The 17081-nt window shown below is 36.9% G+C and carries 20 protein-coding genes; 10 read left to right on the forward strand and 10 right to left on the reverse strand.

The genetic code is table 11. The annotated features are described in order from the left end of the window. Positions 1-15 precede the first annotated feature (15 nt). The 7 genes from AC04QZ_RS23755 (at position 16) to AC04QZ_RS23785 (ending at position 6923) form a co-directional block, all read left to right on the forward strand. On the forward strand, positions 16-360 hold the full coding sequence (locus AC04QZ_RS23755) for an antibiotic biosynthesis monooxygenase family protein (RefSeq protein WP_478359729.1): 345 nt from the start codon (positions 16-18) through the stop codon (positions 358-360). 80 nt (positions 361-440) lie between these two features. After that, a complete protein-coding gene (gene leuD / locus AC04QZ_RS23760) occupies positions 441-1028 on the forward strand; it encodes a 3-isopropylmalate dehydratase small subunit (protein ID WP_086547571.1) in 588 nt (195 codons plus the stop codon). A gap of 87 nt (positions 1029-1115) precedes the next feature. Further along, the gene (locus AC04QZ_RS23765; protein WP_478359730.1) at positions 1116-2576 is read left to right on the forward strand and encodes an ATP-binding cassette domain-containing protein; all 1461 of its coding nucleotides are present in this window, start codon (positions 1116-1118) and stop codon (positions 2574-2576) included. Positions 2577-2580: 4 nt separating this feature from the next. Further along, positions 2581-3672 carry a 3-isopropylmalate dehydrogenase gene (leuB, locus tag AC04QZ_RS23770; RefSeq protein ID WP_478359731.1) on the forward strand — a complete coding sequence of 364 codons (1092 nt, stop codon included), beginning with the start codon at positions 2581-2583 and terminating at the stop codon, positions 3670-3672. 10 nt (positions 3673-3682) lie between these two features. Then, a complete protein-coding gene (locus tag AC04QZ_RS23775; protein ID WP_086547574.1) occupies positions 3683-4843 on the forward strand; it encodes a 2-isopropylmalate synthase in 1161 nt (386 codons plus the stop codon). 267 nt (positions 4844-5110) lie between these two features. Further along, complete coding sequence (gene ilvA / locus AC04QZ_RS23780; RefSeq protein ID WP_086547575.1) at positions 5111-6361, forward strand: threonine ammonia-lyase IlvA; 1251 nt, start codon at positions 5111-5113, stop codon at positions 6359-6361. Between the two features lie 211 nt (positions 6362-6572). Next, positions 6573-6923, forward strand: coding sequence for a cupin domain-containing protein (locus tag AC04QZ_RS23785; protein ID WP_478359732.1), 351 nt, complete (start codon positions 6573-6575; stop codon positions 6921-6923). Positions 6924-7139: 216 nt separating this feature from the next. On the opposite strand, the gene AC04QZ_RS23790 is transcribed toward AC04QZ_RS23785, so the two are convergent. Continuing rightward, complete coding sequence (locus AC04QZ_RS23790; protein ID WP_478359733.1) at positions 7140-7703, reverse strand: DUF4230 domain-containing protein; 564 nt, start codon at positions 7701-7703, stop codon at positions 7140-7142. Positions 7704-7835: 132 nt separating this feature from the next. Here AC04QZ_RS23790 and AC04QZ_RS23795 point away from each other — a divergent pair, with 132 nt between their 5' ends. Next, positions 7836-8246, forward strand: a complete 411-nt coding sequence (locus AC04QZ_RS23795; RefSeq protein WP_086547578.1) for a hypothetical protein — start codon at positions 7836-7838, stop codon at positions 8244-8246. A 68-nt stretch (positions 8247-8314) separates the two neighbouring features. Here AC04QZ_RS23795 and AC04QZ_RS23800 read toward each other — a convergent pair whose 3' ends face one another. Further along, entirely contained in the window at positions 8315-9439 is a 1125-nt protein-coding gene (locus tag AC04QZ_RS23800) for an ATP-binding protein (protein ID WP_478359734.1), read from the reverse strand. Positions 9440-9612: 173 nt separating this feature from the next. Continuing rightward, the gene (locus AC04QZ_RS23805; protein WP_478359735.1) at positions 9613-10605 is read right to left on the reverse strand and encodes an ABC transporter ATP-binding protein; all 993 of its coding nucleotides are present in this window, start codon (positions 10603-10605) and stop codon (positions 9613-9615) included. 150 nt (positions 10606-10755) lie between these two features. Here AC04QZ_RS23805 and AC04QZ_RS23810 point away from each other — a divergent pair, with 150 nt between their 5' ends. Together AC04QZ_RS23810 and AC04QZ_RS23815 are read left to right on the forward strand one after the other, a co-directional pair. Then, positions 10756-11034 (forward strand): DUF6364 family protein, encoded by a 279-nt coding sequence (locus AC04QZ_RS23810; RefSeq protein ID WP_086547580.1) that lies wholly within the window; start codon positions 10756-10758, stop codon positions 11032-11034. Beyond that, the gene (locus tag AC04QZ_RS23815; RefSeq protein WP_478359736.1) at positions 11021-11440 is read left to right on the forward strand and encodes a PIN domain-containing protein; all 420 of its coding nucleotides are present in this window, start codon (positions 11021-11023) and stop codon (positions 11438-11440) included. The genes AC04QZ_RS23810 and AC04QZ_RS23815 overlap by 14 nt, the downstream gene beginning before the upstream one ends. A 107-nt stretch (positions 11441-11547) precedes the next feature. Here the strand turns inward: AC04QZ_RS23815 and AC04QZ_RS23820 are convergent, their stop codons facing one another. From AC04QZ_RS23820 to AC04QZ_RS23850, 7 genes are all read right to left on the reverse strand, one after another. Further along, the gene (locus AC04QZ_RS23820; protein WP_086547581.1) at positions 11548-12333 is read right to left on the reverse strand and encodes an outer membrane beta-barrel protein; all 786 of its coding nucleotides are present in this window, start codon (positions 12331-12333) and stop codon (positions 11548-11550) included. A gap of 118 nt (positions 12334-12451) precedes the next feature. Further along, on the reverse strand, positions 12452-13210 hold the full coding sequence (locus tag AC04QZ_RS23825; protein WP_478359737.1) for a hypothetical protein: 759 nt from the start codon (positions 13208-13210) through the stop codon (positions 12452-12454). Further along, positions 13191-13760 carry an RNA polymerase sigma factor gene (locus AC04QZ_RS23830; protein ID WP_025146912.1) on the reverse strand — a complete coding sequence of 190 codons (570 nt, stop codon included), beginning with the start codon at positions 13758-13760 and terminating at the stop codon, positions 13191-13193. Before AC04QZ_RS23830 ends, AC04QZ_RS23825 begins: the two co-directional genes overlap by 20 nt. A 397-nt stretch (positions 13761-14157) precedes the next feature. Next, the gene (locus tag AC04QZ_RS23835; RefSeq protein ID WP_478359738.1) at positions 14158-15315 is read right to left on the reverse strand and encodes a hypothetical protein; all 1158 of its coding nucleotides are present in this window, start codon (positions 15313-15315) and stop codon (positions 14158-14160) included. 190 nt (positions 15316-15505) lie between these two features. Further along, positions 15506-16066 (reverse strand): CopD family protein, encoded by a 561-nt coding sequence (locus AC04QZ_RS23840; protein ID WP_478359739.1) that lies wholly within the window; start codon positions 16064-16066, stop codon positions 15506-15508. Further along, positions 16063-16806, reverse strand: a complete 744-nt coding sequence (locus tag AC04QZ_RS23845) for an ATPase (protein WP_478359740.1) — start codon at positions 16804-16806, stop codon at positions 16063-16065. The genes AC04QZ_RS23840 and AC04QZ_RS23845 overlap by 4 nt, the downstream gene beginning before the upstream one ends. After that, positions 16806-17039 carry a hypothetical protein gene (locus AC04QZ_RS23850; RefSeq protein ID WP_478359741.1) on the reverse strand — a complete coding sequence of 78 codons (234 nt, stop codon included), beginning with the start codon at positions 17037-17039 and terminating at the stop codon, positions 16806-16808. The genes AC04QZ_RS23845 and AC04QZ_RS23850 overlap by 1 nt, the downstream gene beginning before the upstream one ends. Positions 17040-17081 lie beyond the last annotated feature (42 nt).

Genomic DNA, 17081 nt, shown 5'->3' on the forward strand with positions numbered 1-17081 from the left:
GGGGACTTTAGCAAGATGAATAATAATATTACCAGCACTCAATTTAAAGCCCCCTTAAGGGGGTTGGGGGTTCTAGAAGTTGCCATATTAAATGTAAAAGCTGGATTATCAGCTGATTTTGAGAAAGCTTTTAACGAAGCGCAAAAAATCATTTCTTCGATGGAAGGTTACATTTCGCATCAGCTTCAAAAATGTGTAGAGGTAGAAAATAAATATATCCTGCTGGTAAACTGGAAAACACTGGAGGCACATACCGAAGGTTTCCGAGGATCAGCAGAATACCAGGATTGGAAAAAGTTATTACATCACTTTTATGATCCTTTTCCAACAGTTGAACACTTTACCAGAGTAGAAGACTGAGGATTATTATAAATATTAAATCAATGAAATCGCCCCTCAATCGGTGAAATCATTTAAATCTGTGTAATCATCATTAAAAAATGAAAAAATTCACAAAATTAACATCGGCAGTAGTGCCTTTAAACATAGAGAACATCGATACCGACCAGATTATCCCTGCGCGGTTTCTAAAAGCGACTACCCGCGAGGGTTTTGGTGAAAACTTGTTCCGCGATTGGCGTTATGAGAACGATAACCAGCCTAAAGCTGATTTCGTGATGAATAATCCTACCTACAGCGGTCAGGTTTTAGTAGCCGGAAAAAACTTTGGTTGTGGCAGTAGTCGCGAGCATGCTGCATGGGCTATTCAAGATGCTGGTTTTGATGCCGTAATCAGCAGTTTCTTTGCAGACATCTTTAAAGGAAATGCTTTGAACAATGGTTTATTACCCATCCAGGTAAGTGATGAGTTCCTGGCGCAGATTTTCAAAGCGGTTGACAACAATCCAAAATCGGCCTTAGAAGTTGATTTAGAAAATCAAACCGTTACCATAGTAGAAACTGGTGCTCAGGAATCATTTGAGATCAACCCTTACAAAAAATCGTGTTTGATCAATGGTTATGATGATATCGATTTCATCTTAAACCAAAAACAATTAATTGAAGAATTTGAAGAAGGTAGAAGGTAAAAGCCTGAAGGCCTGAAAAAGGTATAAGACTAAAGCATAAAGACCAAAGTAAAAAAATCAGCGTATCATCCCGAAAGGAGAAAAATAATGTTTAAACCATTCCTTCACATACAGAATTTAAACTTAAGTTACAGCAATAAAGCGGTGCTAAAGGATTTGTATTGGGAAATGAATATTGGCGAAAGTTATGTAATAGGTGGTAAAAGCGGAACCGGAAAAACATCGTTAGCAAAAGCAATTGCAGGCTTGATTCAAATTCAGGGAAACATAGAAATTGATTTCGATGATTCGAGTAAACTCCACGGAGAAGTGCTTTATGTAGAAAGCTGGTATCAGTTTAAAAATTTAGAGGGCGTTGCCAATTTTTATTACCAACAACGTTATACCAGTCAGCAGGCAAAAGAAACGTTAACCGTTCATGCCGAATTGGTTAGTTATGGTAAAGAAAAAGGCTTGCACTTCGATCAGGTTGAACCCATTTTAGAAGCATTAGGATTTGCAACATTCGCCAGTTCACAATTAATCGAATTATCCAGTGGTGAACATAAAAAACTGCAACTGGTTAAAGCCTTATGGTTAAAACCACAATTGCTTATTATAGACCAACCGTATACTGGCCTTGATGCTGCTTCGCGTAAAAACCTGAACATTTTACTGGATCAGGTTTCCGAAGAAGGTGTTCAATTGATCTTGATCTGTAATGAGACCGAATTACCAACCAGCATCAATTCTTTTGCTGAGATAAGAGATGGACAGCTTGTTAAGGTGGAGACTCTGGAAAGTGTGGCAAACACGGAAATCCACTTGAGGAAAATTCCGGCTTTCTTAAAAGAATCGCCTGTTTACAGTTCTCAAGAAATTGTGAAAATGGTTAATGTAAACATTAGCTATGGCGAGAAACAGGTTTTAAAAAATATCAACTGGGAAATTAAGGCTGGAGAAAAATGGCTTTTACAAGGCCATAACGGTTCAGGGAAATCTACTTTACTAAGCCTGGTAAATGGCGACCACCCCCAATCTTATGCCAACGAACTGTATTTATTTGGCAACAGACGCGGAAGTGGCGAAAGCATATGGGATATCAAGCAGCATATCGGATTGATATCGCCCGAGTTTCACTGGTATTTCGATGCCACTGCGACCGTTTGGCAGAGTATTGCCTCGGGCTTTTACGATACGGTAGGCTTATTTCAGGTATTGCCCTACACTAAAAGTACACAGGTTGATGAACTTGTAGCATATTTTGGATTAACCGAAAACAAAAATGAATTATTAACCGCACTTCCACTCGGTAAACAACGATTGGTATTGTTAGCGCGGACGATTATAAAAAATCCGGAACTATTAATTCTGGACGAACCTTGCCAGGGTTTAGACCAGCAGCAAACACGACATTTTAACCAGTTGGTTGATGAATTGTGCAGCAATGGGATGACCTTAATTTATGTTGGCCATTTTGAATCGCAGCTGCCAGCCTGCATAGAAAAAAGAATATTGTTAGAAAAAGGCGAAGTAAAAGTCGTCGAAACTATACTAGAAAACGTTTAGTACAATGAAGAAGAACATTTTAGTAATACCTGGAGATGGTATTGGACCCGAAGTGACCACTTGGGGAAAAGCAGCGTTAGAAAAAATTGCCGAGATTTTTGGCCATGAATTTGTGTTTGAAGAGGCCTTAATGGGCCATGCGGCTATTGAAGTTACTGGTGAACCTTTACCAGACGAAACTTTAGAAAAAGCAAGACAAAGTGATGCAATCCTCTTTGGGGCAATAGGCCACGCCAAATATGATAACGACCCTAGTTTAAAAGTTAGACCAGAACAGGGTTTGCTTAAAATCCGTAAGGAACTGGGTTTATTTGCCAATCTACGCCCGATATTACTATTTGATGAACTTCTTCAGGCATCAAGCATCAAACCGGAAATTTTGAGAGGAACCGATATTTTATTCTTCCGCGAATTAACCGGTGACGTATACTTTGGCGAAAAGACACGTTCAGAAGATCGCAATACGGCTTCAGATTTGATGATTTACCACCGTTACGAAGTAGAACGTATTGCACATAAAGCTTACCAGGCGGCACAGCAACGTAACAAAAGATTATGTTCAGTAGATAAAGCAAATGTTTTAGAAAGTTCCCGCCTATGGCGCGAAACTGTTCAGGAAATTGCAAAACAATATCCTGACGTAGAAACCGAGCATATGTTTATCGATAATGCAGCCATGCAATTGATCAAAAACCCTAAAAAATTCGACGTGGTTTTAACGGCCAATTTATTTGGCGATATTTTGACAGATGAGGCTTCGCAAATTGCAGGTTCAATGGGTATGCTGGCTTCTGCATCTGTTGGCGAAAGCACAGGTTTCTTCGAGCCTATCCATGGCTCTGCACACGATATTGCTGGTAAAGATTTAGCCAATCCATTGGCTTCTATCCTATCGGCAGCATTAATGTTAGAAATTGGATTCGGACTAAAAGAAGAAGCCAAATTATTGGTTGATACCATCGACCAGGTATTGAAAGAAGGCTTTAGAACACATGATATTGCCGACCAAAGTACCAACCGATTTAAAGTTTTAGGCACAGCCGAAATGGGCAAATTGGTCCTTAAATTCTTATCTCAAAAATTAATCACTTCCTAAACTTAAGATTATGATTCACGACCCGAACAAAGTTTATATTTTCGACACGACATTGCGTGACGGTGAGCAGGTTCCAGGCTGCCAGTTAGATACAAACCAAAAAGTAGAAATCGCTAAATCACTTGAGCTTTTAGGTGTTGATGTGATTGAGGCTGGTTTTCCTGTATCTAGTCCGGGAGATTTTAATAGCGTAATTGAATTATCAAAAGCGGTAACCAACCCCATTATCTGCGCATTAACCCGTGCAAATAAAAACGATATTGATGTTGCTGCTGATGCTTTACGTTATGCAAAAAGACCGCGTATCCACACCGGGATTGGTTCATCCGATTTCCACATTAAACATAAATTTAACAGTACACGCGAAGAAATTTTAGAACGTGCGGTTGAAGCCGTAAGATATTCGAAAAAATTTGTGGAAGATGTTGAGTTTTATGCAGAAGATGCCGGTCGTGCTGATATTGAATTTTTAGCCAAAATGGTTGAAGCAGTTATTGCTGCCGGTGCAACTGTGGTTAATATTCCCGATACGAACGGCTATTGTTTGCCAGACCAATATGGTTCGAAAATCCTTTTCTTAAAAGAAAACGTAAAAAATATCGACAAAGCCATTATCTCTGTGCACTGCCACAACGATTTAGGCCTGGCTACAGCGAACTCTATCGCAGGTTTGCAAAATGGTGCACGCCAGGTAGAATGTACCATTAACGGTATCGGAGAGCGTGCAGGCAATACATCAATGGAAGAAGTCGTCATGATTTTGAAAACGCACAAGATTTTAGGCTTAAACACCCAGATTGATGCGACCCGTTTCTATGAAATGAGCCACATGGTGCGTAACCAGATGAATATGCCGGTGCAACCGAACAAAGCAATTGTGGGTGGAAATGCATTTTCACATAGTTCAGGTATCCACCAGGATGGTTTCTTGAAAAACCGCGAGAACTACGAAATTATTAAACCAGAAGATGTTGGTTTCCCTGATGCAACTATTGTGTTAACTGCAAGAAGCGGTCGCCATGCTTTAAAACACCATTTAGACCGTTTAGGCCATAAATTGGAAAAAGATCATTTAGATATTGTTTACAAACAATTCCTGGTTTTGGCTGATAGCAAACAAGGTATAAACGATCAGGATTTAAACCAATTGGTTGCTTTGCATTTGGCTTAAAAAGCCAAAGGTTAAAGACCAATCTAAAGCAATCGGCGAATTGCCTTAAAAACTTTGAGGGGTGTCCCCCTTTGGAGGGGGCAGGGGGAGGATTTAAGTTTGAAACACAAGCTTGCTCCCTAAACCTGATTGGAATGGGCATGAAGCGCAGCGGAATAAAATGTAAAGCAGGACTGCAATAACCAATAGAACACCGAAGCCTGTTTTACAAAAAATATATAAGTGAAATTAAGTCTTGACTAAAATCTCACTTCTTGAAACTAAATTATGAATACAACAACACCGAATACATTAGATTTTCAATCTGCATCGCAACGGTTAAAAGGCGTGGTAAAACGTACGCCTTTAGAGTTTAATGCCGGGCTTTCTGCGCATTACAATGCCAATATTTATCTAAAAAGAGAAGACCTGCAGATTGTACGCTCATACAAATTACGTGGTGCCTACAATAAAATTAGCTCTTTGCCACAAGATGCATTAATTAACGGTGTAGTTTGTGCGAGTGCAGGTAACCATGCACAAGGTGTAGCTTATTCATGCAAAAAACTTGGTATTAAGGGCGTTATTTTTATGCCAGAAATTACACCGAAACAAAAGGTTAAACAAACTTACATGTTTGGTGGCGACAATGTTGAAGTTGTTCTAGTGGGCGATACTTTTGACGATTGTTTAAAAGAAGCTTTGGCCTATAGTGCTGAAAAATCGGCTACTTTTATTCCACCTTTTGATGATGAAAAAGTAATTGAAGGACAGGCAACGGTTGGTGTAGAAATTTATGAAGATCTGCCTGATTTGGATATGATTGTAATGCCTGTTGGTGGCGGGGGTTTAGCATCAGGTGTAAGCGCTTATATGAAAACCGTTAAACCTGAAGTGAAACTGGTTGGTGTTGAGCCGCTGGGTGCACCATCAATGGTTACGGCGATGGAATATGGCGGCCCTTTTACCTTAGAAGAGATAGATCGTTTTGTGGATGGTGCCGCTGTAAAAAGAATTGGCCACATCACCTATGAATATTGTAAGGAGCTGCTGGATCAGATGCATTTAATTCCTGAAGGAAAGATCTGTACAACCATATTAAAGTTGTACAATGAAGATGCCATTGTAGTTGAACCTGCCGGAGCACTCTCTGTGGCTGCATTAGATCAGCTTAAAGACCAGATTACAGGTAAAACGGTGGTTTGTATTGTAAGCGGTGGAAATAACGACATTGAGCGCATGCAGGAGATTAAAGAGAAATCGTTACTTTTCGAAGGCTTGAAACATTATTTCATTGTACGTTTTCCGCAAAGACCAGGTGCTTTAAAATTATTTGTAAACGAGGTTTTAGGTCCACAGGATGATATTACCCGTTTCGAGTTTATTAAAAAAACAAACAAAGAAAATGGCCCCGCCTTGGTTGGTATCGAACTTTCTAATAAAAACGATTATGCCAGTTTATTACAGCGCATGAAAGATTTTAAATTTGAAATTATCGAATTAAACCAGGACCAAACTTTGTTTGAATATTTGGTTTAAGGATTTTAACCACAGCGAACAAAGAGTTTTTTCACATCGTATACAAAGTAGGAGTCGTCATTCCCAACTTGATTGGGAATCTTAAAGCTTATTGCATTACGATTCCCGCTTTCGTGGGAATGACGATCGATTATTCTAATTTGTCATCCTGAGCCTGTCGAAGGACAATCAAGATGTTTCGACAAGCTCAACATGACATAACTTATAAAAAATGAATTTCAAAGACTTAAGCAACAAAGCATTAATTTCTGACAATGATATCAATTGGGAAGATTTAGGCGGAGGCATTAAACGCAAAATTATGGCTTATGATGATCAGCTGATGTTGGTTAAAGTAGACTTTGAAAAAGATGCCATTGGTACCATTCATAATCACCCTCATTTGCAAATGAGTTATGTAGCAAAAGGAAGTTTTGAGGTGAGCATGGGTGATGATAAAAAAGTCTTAAACGAAGGCGACGTTTTCTTTGCGCCATCAAATGTATTCCATGGCGTGGTTTGTTTAACAGCTGGATTACTAATTGATATTTTTAATCCACATAGGGAAGATTTTATAAAATAAGACAGAGGTCGGGAAGTTTGGGTATATATTAATAAATGCCGTCATTTCGAACGGAGTGCAAAGCAGTCGAGAACCACCTAGTGCTCAGCGAAGCTAAACCTGTCTCGAGACATTTTTGATTTAGATCTCACCAGTTCACTGCGCTTCAGTCGAGAAGACGTGATCTAGTGTGTCGATCGCTAGGAACCTTCCGTCTTAAACCTTTTACCTCCCACCTCAATCAAAGGTAAACCGCACATTCTTATAGCCCAATCCTTCAATAATCGGTTTAAGTACTGTTGTAGCATTGGTTTTGGTTTGCGTTAAAATGGTTGATTTTTTAACGTCAGCAGTAATTTGCCTTTCAGCGGCTTTATACGCTTCGTCTACTAAATCAGCTTCACGAAAGAAAGCCATTTTCGTATCATAAACACGAGAGTTTTTATGATCTATTTTTACATAACATATTTCAGGCTGTGGTAAATTTACTACAGCAGTGTCCGCCTCAATATCAATATCTTCGCGGGTAATTTTCGTTAAATCGATACAGCCTACGGCTTCAGCCTTAACAATCAGTAATACGCTGGCTTCGGGCAAAAAATCCGTTTTATTTTTGTGTTCTAAAACATCGCTAATCTGGTATCTTACCAGCTCTAATTTGCCAATAGCTTCAATTTTATCGACCAAAAGCTGGTGTTTACTTTCTACAGAGGTATTGATACTAAACTTTTTAGAGATAAATAAATACCCTGCAACGACTAAAATTAACCAGGGTAAGAGGCGAAAGAAGAGCTTCATCATAAGAAAAATAGGGTGCTAATATTTGTGTATTTAATCTGTTGCACAATAATTAATCCATAAATCTCTGATTTATTTTTTTTGGCAGCAGATTTGTAATAGCCATATCACACACACAAATAAAAACTAATCACAATGAAAAAACTTACCATCTTAATGCTTTGCATAGCCACACTAGGTCTGGCTTCTTGCAAAAAAGACACTATTGTTCAACCGAGCAACGCAATTTTAACTGTAGTTAGAGATATTTCTGCTAATGCCTGGGTATTAAGTAGTGATGGAAAAACATTTTCCGCGAATATTGCCGTTCCAGAAATAGACCAGTTCCATATTGATAATGAAGGAACGTTAGTTTACATTTCTTACAATAGCGGCGCAAGTTACATTGCACTACCATTTGTTTATAATGTAGATGCTTATAGTTATGAGGTATACAAAGGCGGCGTATCTATTGATGTACAAAGCTCAGATTACCAGGCCACAACTCCAATAAAACCAACATCAACAGTAAGGGTTAAGATAGTCCTTGTTGGAAACGATTTATAGTTAATATTTTAAAACGCTAAAAAACGACTAATGTTAAATTGAACGTGGTCGTTTTTTTTTGTGCCTCATTATTCCCACATTAAAAAGTCACGGATGTAAATATGTTGTATCCCTTGATAGGTATTGCCACTAAATTGACTATTGGTAATCAGATATTTAGGGTAATTATTTTCAATCTGAAGCAGGTTTTCAAATTCGCGTCTAATTGTTGCTTCATCTTCTAATTTTAAGGCTACCTGAATATAAATAAATTCACCTTTGCGTTCACCGATAAAATCGATCTCTTTTGTATTCATGGTACCTACTTTTATTTTATAGCCTAGGTATAAAAGGTGGTTATATACAACATTTTCGAGCAACTTACCTAAATCCTGTGGTCTATATCCAATAATGGCATTCCTAATACCCGTATTTTCAAAATAGAATTTACTCCCGGTTTCAAAAATTCTTTTCCCAATAATATCATAGCGGTCTACCTCATGAATAATATAGGCATTTACCAAATACCTGGTATAAGTTTGTATTTGATTAGGTGCTAATTTTGTTTGTTGAGATTTAAGAAAATCACTTATTTTTTTCGCAGAAAACAAGCTTCCAATATTATCGGCCAGGAAAAGAACAAGCTTCTCCAGGAAATTACTATTTCTCAAATTATACCTTGAAACAACATCTCTAAATAAAATAGTGGAATAAATGCTATTAAGATATTCGAAAGCCTGATCATTTAAAGTAAGGTTGATCAGATAAGGTAAGCCACCATATTTAAAATAATGTTCCATATTTTTATCACTATCCTTCAATTTATGAAACCATAAAAATTCAGCATATGATAAACTGTAAATGGGAAACTCAACGTATCTTCCGCTTAAATAAGTAGCCAATTCGCCTGAAAGCATTTTGGCATTACTACCTGTAATGTAAATATCGTTATTTTGATAGAGCAAAAGTGATCTTAACGCTTTTTCAAAATCAGTAATTTCCTGTATTTCATCTATAAAAATATAATTATGTAAATCAGGTTTTACCTTTGATAAGATGTAATTATTCAGATCATTTGCATTTTGAATAAAATCGAACTGTAAATCTTCCTTATTGATGTAAATAATATTTGCATTATTATCCTTTTCAATAATATTGTTTATAATCTGAAAAATCAGATAACTTTTTCCCACCCTACGTTGCCCTGTCAGCACCTTAATCAGATTTTTACGTATAAAAGGTTCTATTTGGGATATATATCTATTTCGATTTAAAATGTTATCAGGTATATTCATACTACAATCGTAATTACAATTAAATCAAATATAACAAAAAGTTATAATTACAATTATAACTTTTCAAATAAACATATAAATTATAATTACACTTAAAACGTTAAAAAACGACTAATGTTCAATTGAACGTAGTCGTTTTTTTTGTGCGCTCCTCTGTTCAGTTGTATTGCACGGATGCTGACGCCATTTCTTTCTAAAAGCAGCTCGTCATAAAAACCTTTGTAGTACACATCTTTTACTTCAAACCGTCTGCTGCTCCAACTATTGCTTATTTCGGCCCATTCAGGGTAAAATACCACCGAATTTCTTTGTGTTTTTAAACCAATTTTTTCAGCATCAGCTTGAGATAAAACCACAGCATTACCTAAAATCTGGGCCGTATAAATATGTTTTGGATGCTGATAAATTTCGGAAGGTTTTCCTGTTTGCAACAGTTCTCCGTTTTTCAGGATCAGTAACTGGTCGGCCAGAAATAAACCGTCGGCCGGATCGTGTGAAACCAAAATTACGGTAACACCGGTTTCTGAGGCTACTCGTTTAATATCCGCCCTGAGCTGGTTCTTAAGCAGGGCATCTACCTGGCTGAAGGGCTCGTCTAAAAGTAAAACCTGTGTATCGGCCACCATGGCTTTTGCTATAGCCACACGCTGCTGCTCTCCCCCACTCAGTTCAATAATTTTTTTATTTTGAAGTGGTAAAATCCGCAGGTGCTCCATAATCTGGAGCGTTTTCTCGGCTTTGGTTTTAAGGTCGGTATTCGATAACTGTGAGGCAATATTATCGTAAACCTTGGCATAAATATTTAATGAAAAATCCTGTGTAACCATTTTCATTTGCTTATGACCCGGGATAAGTTGTTCATCAGGTCCCTTAACCCTTTTATCTTCGAAAAAGATTTCACCTTCATCGGTTTTCAACAGCCCGTAAATGGATTTCAGTAAGGTCGATTTTCCGCTTCCGCTCTCGCCAATAATGGCCACTACATCACCTTGTTTAATCTCGAAACTTACATTTTTAATTCCGCCGGCCTGTTCTGCCTGATATTGCTTGGTTAAATTTTTAACACTGATTATGGTATTGCTCACGTGGTAAAGATAAGAAAAAGGTAGAGGGTTTTAAGGAGCAGGGTTTAAGCGTAAACAAAATTACACGTGTGTTATATTTTATTTTTGCACGTATACAGACATCTATGTATCTTTACATCAATATATCTTGACATCAGTAATTATAGAGCCATGAACACTAAACTAACCTTAACCATAGATAAGTCTGTAATTAAACAAGCTAAAGCTTATGCAGAACAGCAAGGCAGAAGCCTGTCTGCGGTGGTAGAAAATTATTTAAAAGCTGTAACCAAAAGGGAAGAAGTCGCGAGCAAAGATGATGAGCTCCCGCCAATAGTGAAATCGTTAAAAGGTGCATTTAAAATGTCTCCAGATTTTAACTATAAAGAAGAATTAAATAAAATCAGAGAAGAGCGATATCAAAAATACCTGAATAATGAAAATCAGTAATGTATTAATAGATTCAGATATTATTCTTGACTATTTTCTTGATAGAAAACCTTTTTCTGATGATTCATCAAAAGTTTTAGCATTGTGTGAGATTGGAAAACTAAAAGGTTTTGTAACTGGGATCGCTATTGCTAACATCTATTATTTATTAAGAAAAGAACATAGCCCTAAATCGATATTACAAGGCATAAAGGATTTATTAAACTTTTTGGATGTAATAATTGTGAACAAAGAGGTTATCTTACAATCCATCGATTCCGACTTTTCTGATTTTGAAGATGCCCTCCAGAATTTTTCTGCTGAAAACCATGGATCAATTAATGTTATAGTTACGCGAAATACTAAAGACTACAAAAAAAGTAAACTAAGTGTGCTAACCCCTACGATGTTTCTAAAAACATTATAAAACAAAAAATCCTGTCTCGCCTAACCGAAACAGGATCTGTTTTATTTGTGCATTAATTTTCTCTGCCCATTGGGAGAATTTATTGTCCCATTTAGGGGATTTAGGGGTTAATTCAAGCCAAAGGTAACCCCGAAGCTCATGTTCTTTAAACCAGCTTGCTGTGCGGTAGTAAACATATCGTTAAAGTAATATTTGGTAAATAAACCTATACCACCATAACCAAACCTAATGGTTCCGCCGTAACGAACCGATTGAAAGTGATAGCTATCATATTGTTTTTCTTTACCACGTTCCTCACTTATCTGTTTAATTTTTCCGTTTAACAAAAAGCTCACCTCCGGGCCTAAAACCAGGTAAAATCTTTTGCTGTTTTTGTTTTCGCTAGTACGGAATTCGAAGTTTAAAGGAATATGCACATAGCTACTCGAGAAACGGTTTTTTGAAAAATGTACAGGCGCCTGATCGGTGTATACAAATTCGTTAGAATTTTTAGCAATGGTAATATCTTTTCTTAAGCGAATTAATGTCCAGTCGAATCCCCCTGCTACATAAATTTTAAAGTTAGAGTTGAAACGGTAGCCCAATTGTAACACATCGAAAGAGAATGTACTGGTTTTACCACCTTTATAATCCAAAAAATCGTTGTTTGGAGATAAGTTAAAGCTGCCATTGTCGATTAATCTGGAGAAGCCCAAATCAACCCTTGTAAAAGTAATTCCACCTACGAAACGTCCTTTTTTAACTGAATCTGCAGCTTTGGTTTTAATGATGATGCCATGTCCTTCACTATAATCCATTTTCTTTTTGGTACTATCCTGTTGAGCAAAAGCACCTGGAGCCATAACACCGGCAAGCCCGCTTACCAAAAGTGTTGTATAAATTAGACGTTTCATATCTGTGTGTTTGTTATGTTAATTGTTGTAAAGTTTAAAAGTTGCAATGTTGAATATTATAAAGGTTGTAATGTTAGCTCCTGATAACTAAAAACTGTCAATTGTAAACCGAAAACGGCTATTTCTTCCGTTTACCTATTTTAAATGGGCCAATATTTATCGATGCCAAAGAAGAATCATCATCATCAGTACGGAACTGGATCAGTTTGTCTTTTCTTTTATCCATTTTGTTAACAATCAGGTTTACCACGTCGCCAACATTACGAATGCCTTTATTGCTTTGCTCATTATCGTTAACAGGCTCATCTGTTTTAACACTTGTAGGATTAGCAACAATTAAGGTTTCCTCTTTTGGCTGCAAAATCGCCTCCTCAATTTTTGTTTTAATATCTTTTTTAGGTTCCTCAACTTTGGCTATTGCGGTTTCCTGCTTTTGCATCTCAGGCGCAGTAATTATCGTTTGTTTTTCCTTTTCTATAACCGGTTTCATTTCCTGTTTTTCCTTTGTTTTGGCAATGGCGCTCGCTGCCTTAGGCTGAACTGGTAAAACTGGTGCGATATTTTCAACTGGCTCAACAATCTTTGCTACAGTATCTTTAACCATCGGTTCTTGCACTGTTGGCTTAGTTTTTTCAATGGTGTTACTGGCCAATTTCTTGCCTCCATCGGTATTTTGTTGTTGATAAACCAAAATTCCTAGTGTAGCAATTAATAACACCGCTGCTGCCGATAACCAATAAACAGGTATGATCCTTTTTTTCTTAGGCGCTATTTCGCTTTCGATATTGCTCCATAAATCCCTCGAGGGTGTTACTTCAGCGTCAGCAAAAGCATCCTTAAATAACTGATCAAAATCCTTATCCCGTATAGGTTGCATAACCAAATCCCTCCATTTTTATAATTTCTTCTTTTAATATTGCTCTTGCCCTCGACAATTGCGATTTACTCGCGCCTTCTGAGATACCGAGCGTTTCTCCAATTTCTTTGTGCGAATAACCTTCTATTACATACATGTTAAAAACCATGCGGTAACCATCTGCCAGTTTTTGTATCACCTTCATTAAATCCTGCATCCCTAAGGTGCCGAAATCAAATCCGGTTGATGGTTGCTCGTAAGCTTCATCTATTTCTACTACGTTTAAGCTGCGTAAATTTTTACGGTAACTCTCAATCGCAGTATTCACCATTACTCTCCTAATCCAACCTTCAAAAGAACCATCACCTCTATACTCTTTTATTTTTTGAAAGATTTTAATGTAGCCCATCTGCAGCACATCTTCGGCCTCCATCCTGTCTTTGGCGTAGCGCATACAAACGGCCAACATTTTCGATGCCGTTTGCTTGTAAAGCAGCTCCTGCATCTTCCGGTCGCCAGCTTTGCAGCCTTCCATCAAATCGTTTATCGTATAGCTTCGCGTCAATTTCATTGTGTGTTTGTATATAGAAGATGGCAGATTACAAACAATGGTTGCATGAGGAGAGAAAAAAAGTTAAATAAAGTTAAAATCAGAATCACATCTATTGATTATCAAATAGATATGATTAAAATATTTTCCAAGAAAGATATAGATTTTTGTTTTGGAAAGCAATGGCAGGCGCATTTTTGAAACGTTAGTCCTGCTATTCGTTACAATCTTTTTTATACTGCTGTCATGCTGAGGCACGAAGCATCTGTTTCATTGGTTGCGGATGCTTCGTACCTCAGCATGACACCATATTGAAGGTTGCTGCAGAAAAAAAGATTTTCACTGCTATCAGGTTTAGGAATTTGAGTTAGTGCTTAAAATTTATTATGAGTTTAATCACCCTCAACCTTTCTACCTTCTACCTTCCCTCCTTTTTCACTTTAAACAATTTAAAATCCTGTTTGTAGGTTAAGAAAAATGAGTGATTAAACTGAAGTTGTTTATCGGTATGATCTAAATCGATATGTGGTTCGAAACGCACATCAAGATATAAATGCGGAATTAATTCTTTTTGGTAAGCATAACGCAGCGAAACAATGTTTCTGGCGCTTTGCTTCAAGCCTGGACTATATAGATTATCAGATACCGATTCGTATAATGGCATCCCTTTAATTGAAATAAAATTATTACCCTTCCAGTAAGAAGCTACCAGGCTTCCCCATTTACTTTCTATACCGGCGTTTAGCCATAAGCCAAAACCACCCTGGTAGGCTCTTCTTTTATCCGGTGAAAAATCTTTATAAACCGCTATGTAGTTATCGGTATATACCTGTTTAATATTGCTATTGATATCTTTATGCAGTTTTATACCCGTTGCGCCATTAAACATGGTCGTAATCGGGATTTCTTTAAGTACATCAATCTGTCCACCCTGGTGGAAAGCCAAAAACTGTGCTGGAATACTCAATTTCCAGTCATCATTTTTAATTAAAAAGCTTTCAGTTGATAAACCTCCGATAATTTCTTCTTTTGCCGGATCGCCTTTATAAATCATTTTCTGCCAGGCTATCCAGGCATCTAAAGTAAATTTTTCACGCTCCACCAATAACTGTGTTCCATATTCAATCGGTGTGGTTATGGTTCTTTCGAAATCATACAGCGGCTCAATATATTTGTGTTGAATGTTGCCTTCTAAACTTCCAAAAATTAAGGTGAGGTTTCTTTTATGGTATTTTACGCTAAACAAAGGTTTCGCATCTGAGACCCCGTTCCGGCCAAAGTCCTTTCTGATAAATGCACCCGCGGTGATGGCCAGATTTGGATGCGCATAATAAACAATTTGTGGCTGCAACTGCGTGCCGTACAAAGTATAACCATCATGAAAATCGTTGGTATACTCGTAATTACGAACGTAGTTTAAATTGTAAAAATTGAAGTGAACCTCGTTGGTTAAGCTGCTATCGGGGCGGATTCTATTTTCAAAAGCCAATTGATTAAACTGAGCCGAAGCGAAATAAGTACTAAAAAGAAAAGATATGAAGAGTAAGGTCTTTTTCAGACCTGTAGATGTAAACATGCGCTTTGATTTTATCGCCCAAATTTAGAATAGTTTTTGGTTTATTTAACCGCAAAGAACGCGAAGTTTACGCAAAGGAAACAAAGTTAATAGGGGTTGATCACTAAGGCACAAAGAACACAAAGCTTTTTTTAATACCTTTAATTAAAAATAATATTCTTGGTGGCTTAGTGACTTTGTGGTACAGAGATTATTCTCCACGTTTCTTACGATAGTTCTTGTACAGTTTAACTGCAATCATAATGGCCATCGCTACCCCCATAATACCAATTAAACCATAAATCCAGTTAATGGCATTTTTAAGAATCACCACAAATACAATAGCAATCATAAATATGGTCGCCAGCTCACGCCACAACCTCAATTGAAAACTGCTTAGCTTATATTGATTGTTTTTAAGCTGTTTAACGAGGTTTTGACAGATGAAATGATAGATGAGTAAGCCAACAACAAAAGCAAGCTTCACCCACATCCAATCGGCCTGCAGCAAGCCCTGATTTAAAGTTAACATAGATGCGCCTGCCAAAACAGAAATAATCATGGCAGGAGTGGCAATAATTTTCCATAAAGTGGCCTCCATTTTAACAAACTGCTTTTGAAGAATACTTTTTTCGGGTTCGGGTTTATCGTTCGCTTCTGTATGGTAAATAAAAAGGCTCAGGATATAAAACAATCCAGCCATCCAGCTAATTACAAATACAATATGCACTGCTTTGAAATATTGGTAATATGGCAGTAAGGCTTCTATCATTTAATCTTATTCAAAATATAATTGTCCAACCAATTTGGAACATTAAGAACTTCCAGATTCAAAATTCCATCTTTAATGTTTCCAACAAAGTCATGTTTTATTCCTGAATTGTCCCAAAGATAAGTTTCATCTGCCTTTTTAAGCATATCGATTAATAAGTCCATTGTCAAAAAGTAACGCTTCTCAATCTTTTCTGCCTCAACTAAATGGCCGCCTTTCAAAATCCTATCCTTTACACGCTCTAAATTCATCTTTGGCGTTTCAGTACCTATAAAATAAAGATAGACCTTATAATTATTACGATGAGCAAAATCAATAAGCTCTAATTTTGAAGGATGTGAAAATACGGTTTCGAAGCTGAATGATTTTTTACTTCTGATTAATGAATATCGAATAAAATCTGCTATAATCGCAAAATGATAAGAATTGTAAACCGTTGCAAATGTTATATTTTTAACAACAACATTTTCTCTAACAATTAAATTCCAACTGTCTTTACTGAAACCTGCTTTTGTAAAAAGTCCACTTTGAAAACAAAATGACTCAAAATCCTCGTTCTTAGCATCTATTTCAAAATCAGATAAGTTGAGAAAATTTTTCTTCTTAAACTCTTCTTCCAATAAATCTGCATTAACAAAAATTCTGGTAGAAAAATAGCTCGATTTTATAGAATCAAATAAAGTAGTTTTACCCGAGCCATTAGGACCGGCAAAAATTCTCAATTTCGGCTGTTGGGGCATTAAAAAAGTTTAATTCTCTTTGCAGAAACCCTTCTTCTATTAAAATTACCTTCTGCTACCTTAACTGTATCACCGTTATTGAATGTTCTATAAACACCATCCGCTTTAACTTCGGTTCTACCTAAATTTAAGGCATCAACAACCCTAAGAACATCTTCCATCTTCTTATTAACTGCTCTAATTAATTGTTTAATCGGCAGCTTATCCTCATCACTTAAAGATTTAACAGTCATATTATTGGAGTTATATAGCTAATATACAAAAATCAAATGATT

Source organism: Pedobacter folensis (assembly GCF_056490665.1).

Excerpts from the sequence above, each read along its gene's own strand:
- AC04QZ_RS23755 (WP_478359729.1), top strand. The coding sequence starts at position 16 with ATGAATAATAATATTACCAGCACTCAATTTAAAGCCCCCTTAAGGGGG.
- leuD (WP_086547571.1), top strand. The coding sequence starts at position 441 with ATGAAAAAATTCACAAAATTAACATCGGCAGTAGTGCCTTTAAACATA.
- AC04QZ_RS23765 (WP_478359730.1), top strand. The coding sequence starts at position 1,116 with ATGTTTAAACCATTCCTTCACATACAGAATTTAAACTTAAGTTACAGC.
- leuB (WP_478359731.1), top strand. The coding sequence starts at position 2,581 with ATGAAGAAGAACATTTTAGTAATACCTGGAGATGGTATTGGACCCGAA.
- AC04QZ_RS23775 (WP_086547574.1), top strand. The coding sequence starts at position 3,683 with ATGATTCACGACCCGAACAAAGTTTATATTTTCGACACGACATTGCGT.
- ilvA (WP_086547575.1), top strand. The coding sequence starts at position 5,111 with ATGAATACAACAACACCGAATACATTAGATTTTCAATCTGCATCGCAA.
- AC04QZ_RS23785 (WP_478359732.1), top strand. The coding sequence starts at position 6,573 with ATGAATTTCAAAGACTTAAGCAACAAAGCATTAATTTCTGACAATGAT.
- AC04QZ_RS23790 (WP_478359733.1), bottom strand. The coding sequence starts at position 7,703 with ATGATGAAGCTCTTCTTTCGCCTCTTACCCTGGTTAATTTTAGTCGTT.
- AC04QZ_RS23795 (WP_086547578.1), top strand. The coding sequence starts at position 7,836 with ATGAAAAAACTTACCATCTTAATGCTTTGCATAGCCACACTAGGTCTG.
- AC04QZ_RS23810 (WP_086547580.1), top strand. The coding sequence starts at position 10,756 with ATGAACACTAAACTAACCTTAACCATAGATAAGTCTGTAATTAAACAA.
- AC04QZ_RS23815 (WP_478359736.1), top strand. The coding sequence starts at position 11,021 with ATGAAAATCAGTAATGTATTAATAGATTCAGATATTATTCTTGACTAT.
- AC04QZ_RS23820 (WP_086547581.1), bottom strand. The coding sequence starts at position 12,333 with ATGAAACGTCTAATTTATACAACACTTTTGGTAAGCGGGCTTGCCGGT.
- AC04QZ_RS23825 (WP_478359737.1), bottom strand. The coding sequence starts at position 13,210 with ATGCAACCTATACGGGATAAGGATTTTGATCAGTTATTTAAGGATGCT.
- AC04QZ_RS23830 (WP_025146912.1), bottom strand. The coding sequence starts at position 13,760 with ATGAAATTGACGCGAAGCTATACGATAAACGATTTGATGGAAGGCTGC.
- AC04QZ_RS23835 (WP_478359738.1), bottom strand. The coding sequence starts at position 15,315 with ATGTTTACATCTACAGGTCTGAAAAAGACCTTACTCTTCATATCTTTT.
- AC04QZ_RS23840 (WP_478359739.1), bottom strand. The coding sequence starts at position 16,066 with ATGATAGAAGCCTTACTGCCATATTACCAATATTTCAAAGCAGTGCAT.
- AC04QZ_RS23845 (WP_478359740.1), bottom strand. The coding sequence starts at position 16,806 with ATGCCCCAACAGCCGAAATTGAGAATTTTTGCCGGTCCTAATGGCTCG.
- AC04QZ_RS23850 (WP_478359741.1), bottom strand. The coding sequence starts at position 17,039 with ATGACTGTTAAATCTTTAAGTGATGAGGATAAGCTGCCGATTAAACAA.